The sequence below is a fragment of the Thiorhodococcus minor genome, assembly GCF_010820565.1.
Taxonomy (GTDB): Bacteria; Pseudomonadota; Gammaproteobacteria; order Chromatiales; family Chromatiaceae; genus Thiorhodococcus; species Thiorhodococcus minor.
The window spans coordinates 1-3,209 of sequence record NZ_JAAIJQ010000190.1 but is presented as its reverse complement, the minus strand read 5'-3'; the positions used below and the strand labels follow the sequence as shown (position 1 = coordinate 3,209).

The following is a 3,209-nucleotide window of genomic DNA, read 5'->3' as shown; positions in this document are numbered from 1 at the left end:
GCTCTCCTGCCAACTCACCCAGGTCAAAGATCACAACTTCGTGTACGCAGATCGGGCGCGCTCGGCAGGTTGCACCCCTCGCGAGCCTGCTTTTCAAGAGCCTGCCGGTCGGTTTTCCCGGTCGCCGAGAGCGGCATCTCGTCGATGAAGTAGATATGGCGCGGATGGGAATACGCGGGTCCGCGCGTCATGTAGTAGTCAATGAGTTCCTTCTCGCCGAGGCTCGACCCGACGTTCCGCACGACGAAGGCCACCGGAACCTGGCCCTTCACCTCGTGGGGGACAGGAACGACACAGACGTCCCGCACTTTCGGATGAGTGGCGAGGATGTTCTCGACTTCGGCCGGGAAGACGTTCTCGCCTCCCACCTGCATCTGGTCATCGACGCGCCCCCTGAAGGTAAACCAGCCGTCGGGGTCGCACGCCACGATATCCCCGGTATACACCCAGCCGTCGCGGAATCGCTCCGCCTGGGCGTCCGGCCGCTTGTAATAGCCGAGGGCGTTGCACTCGCTCCGCACGACAAGTTCCCCCGCCTCTCCCTGTGGCAAAATGTTCCCGTCGGAGTCGATGACCTTGCACTCGAAGCCCGGAAGAGCGGGACCAATCGTGCCCAGCTTGTTTCGGCCGCGTGGGTTCATGGTGATGATGGGCCCAGACTCCGTCAGCCCGTAGCCTTCGATCACATCGACACCCGACAAGGTCTGGACCAGTTCGTCGAGAAGCGCGCGTGTCATGGGAGCAGACCCCACTGCGATGAACTCGAGGCTGGAGACATCCACGTGCGTCCGTTGTCGCGCGGCATCCAGAATCAGCTTGTACGTGGCCGGTACCCCGGTGGTGTACGTGCAGCCGTGCGTCTCGATCGCATCGATCACGCGCTCCGCGTCGAACTCCTTGAGAATGACCACCGAGCCGCCCTGGCTCAGGCACGGGAGGAGTCCCGAGCCAGTGGCGTTCATGTGGAAGAGCGGCGTCGACAACAAGACCCGTGAGTTCTCGTCGATCCGGTTGGACTCCGCTTGGAGCTGAACGTTACGCAGTAGGCCACGGTGCGCGAGAAGAACCCCCTTGGGCCGTCCGGTCGAGCCCGAGGTGTACGCCTGGATGCAGACGTCGCTGCCGGCCGACCCATGATCGCAGCGTTCGGGCGAAGATGAGGCCAGCCAGTCCTCATAGCTTCGAAGCGGACCCCGGTCGGCATCGACGACGATACCGACCTCGGCAACACCGTCGGCCAGGCAGGCGAGGACGGATTCGGCCATCCCTGCGCTGCCGAAGACGATGCGACTCCCACAGTCTCGAGCCAGGTCGATGTGCTGCGGCGGCTTGAACTTGAAGTTGACCGGGACCGCTACGGCGCCGGCCCTGACGATACCGAGCAGGACTTCGGGGAAGCGGATGTCGTTCTCGAAGATGACGAGGACGCGCTCGAACCGCTCGACTCCGAGCGAGATCAGCCCATTGGCGACCCGATTGATGCGCTGCTCGAGCTCTGCATACGTCATCGACCGCTTGCCCTGGATGAGGGCGACTCGCTGCGAGTCTAGGGATAGGCCGGTGTCGCACAGCCGCGCGAGGCTGGACGCGTCGTCATCGAACATATTCGTCATCTCCATTTCACTCGCCCAAAACCACGCCGAGGTCTTCTGCGCCAAGTCGAGGCTACGCAATAAGTGATAATGACTTCAACCTCATATTTTCCGCTGCCCCGCTGCCCCGCTGCCCCGCTGCCCCGCTGCCCCGCTGCCCGCTGCCCGCTGCCGGTCCCTCGTTGTGAACGGTCGGGATGATGGTGACCGCGTGTAGTGGAAATAGTAACCGCGACGTGGGACAACGGGGTGGCGGCGGTGATGAAGCGCCTCGGTCAGCGGTATGTCCAGCACGTTAACCGCACTTACCGACGCACCGGCGGGTTGTTCGAAGGCCGGTTCCGCTCATCGCTGATTGAGGCCGACGCCTACCTCCTCGCCTGCCAGCGCTACATTGAGCTGAACACAGTCCGCGCGTCGGTGGTCCCTGCGCCGGGGCCGTATCCTTGGTCGAGTTACCGGGCCAATGCGTTGGGCGGAACGGAGCCCGTGGTGACGCCAAACGCGCTCTACCGGGAACTGGCGGGCTCCGACGAGACCCGTGTCGCCGCGTATCGTCGGTTTTCGAGGACAAAGGACCGACTGCTGGTAGCGCGATGCACGGAGTGGTCCTCGCAGCTCGGCGCAGATGTCCGCAGAGCCGCAGCTGCGGATGCGTACTTGCGCCTTCATGTAGTGCTTGCCCCGTGCTTCTAAAATCCAGGCTTCGACCGAGCCGATGCGTCGAAGGTGCCGACCCCATGCCACATCTGTTTTCGAACCGACCGAGACTGTATGACTTGACCCGTGGTCAGAGTGACTCGAAGGCCCAGTTCCGCTGGGAAACCATCAACGCCATCCTCTACAAGATCGGCGGTCTCGTATTCATCGTCGGCAGCGTCCTCTTCTTTCCGCGCTTCGAAGCCTATGCCGACTGGGGTGCATGGGCGTTCTTCTTCGGATCGCTCCTGTACCTAATTGTCACAGGGCACGATACCGCTGAAGCCATCCGTTACCGCTTGACACTGGGTCGGCGGACGAGCGATTCGAGCCTCGAACTCGTAGCCGCGGGTGCCTATCTCGTCGGGACCATCCTCTTCACCGTCGGGAGTATTCTCTTCCTGTCTCGGGTGGGTCTGGTCAAGGCCGGCGCCTGGTGCTTCGTTATCGGGAGCCTCCTGTTCGTTCTCGGCGCCTGCATCAATGTGCTCCAGATCGTTGTAGCCAAATCCATCGACACACTGCAGCTGATGAATCTCACCGCCCTTTGCTTCGTCGTTGGCTCGGTGCTGTTCACCGTCGCCTCCGTGCCGTACCTGTGGTCGGTCGCCCCGGAGGATCGCGAGCTTCTCTACGGATTCCTGGCGTGGCAATACCTGATCGGCAGCTGTCTGTTCTTCATAGGCGGCGTCTTCAACTACTGGCGCGCCTATCTCGTCATCAAGAGGCAACTTTCTGCTCAGACTTCATCGTAGCTCCCCAGACAAAGACATCGGCAAGCTCCGGATCAGAGACCGGCCCAATGCCATGGACTTAGCGCCTAAAGCTATGATTATGTTACAATAATGCGTCTTCACAGGAACCTTGTAGGAGCATGCCGATGAAGCGTTGCAACGCTATCAGTCTCAACACCGAAGA

The 3,209-nt window shown here is 61.7% G+C and carries 2 protein-coding genes; one reads left to right on the top strand and one right to left on the bottom strand.

Annotation, left to right across the window (positions count from 1 at the left end; translation table 11 throughout):
* Positions 1 to 23: 23 nt before the first annotated feature.
* Positions 24 to 1,604 carry a class I adenylate-forming enzyme family protein gene (locus G3446_RS26095; protein ID WP_164456581.1) on the bottom strand — a complete coding sequence of 527 codons (1,581 nt, stop codon included), beginning with the start codon at positions 1,602 to 1,604 and terminating at the stop codon, positions 24 to 26.
* 728 nt (positions 1,605 to 2,332) lie between these two features.
* Here G3446_RS26095 and G3446_RS26090 point away from each other — a divergent pair.
* Positions 2,333 to 3,046 carry a YrhK family protein gene (locus G3446_RS26090; RefSeq protein ID WP_164456580.1) on the top strand — a complete coding sequence of 238 codons (714 nt, stop codon included), beginning with the start codon at positions 2,333 to 2,335 and terminating at the stop codon, positions 3,044 to 3,046.
* The last annotated feature ends 163 nt before the right edge of the window (positions 3,047 to 3,209 follow it).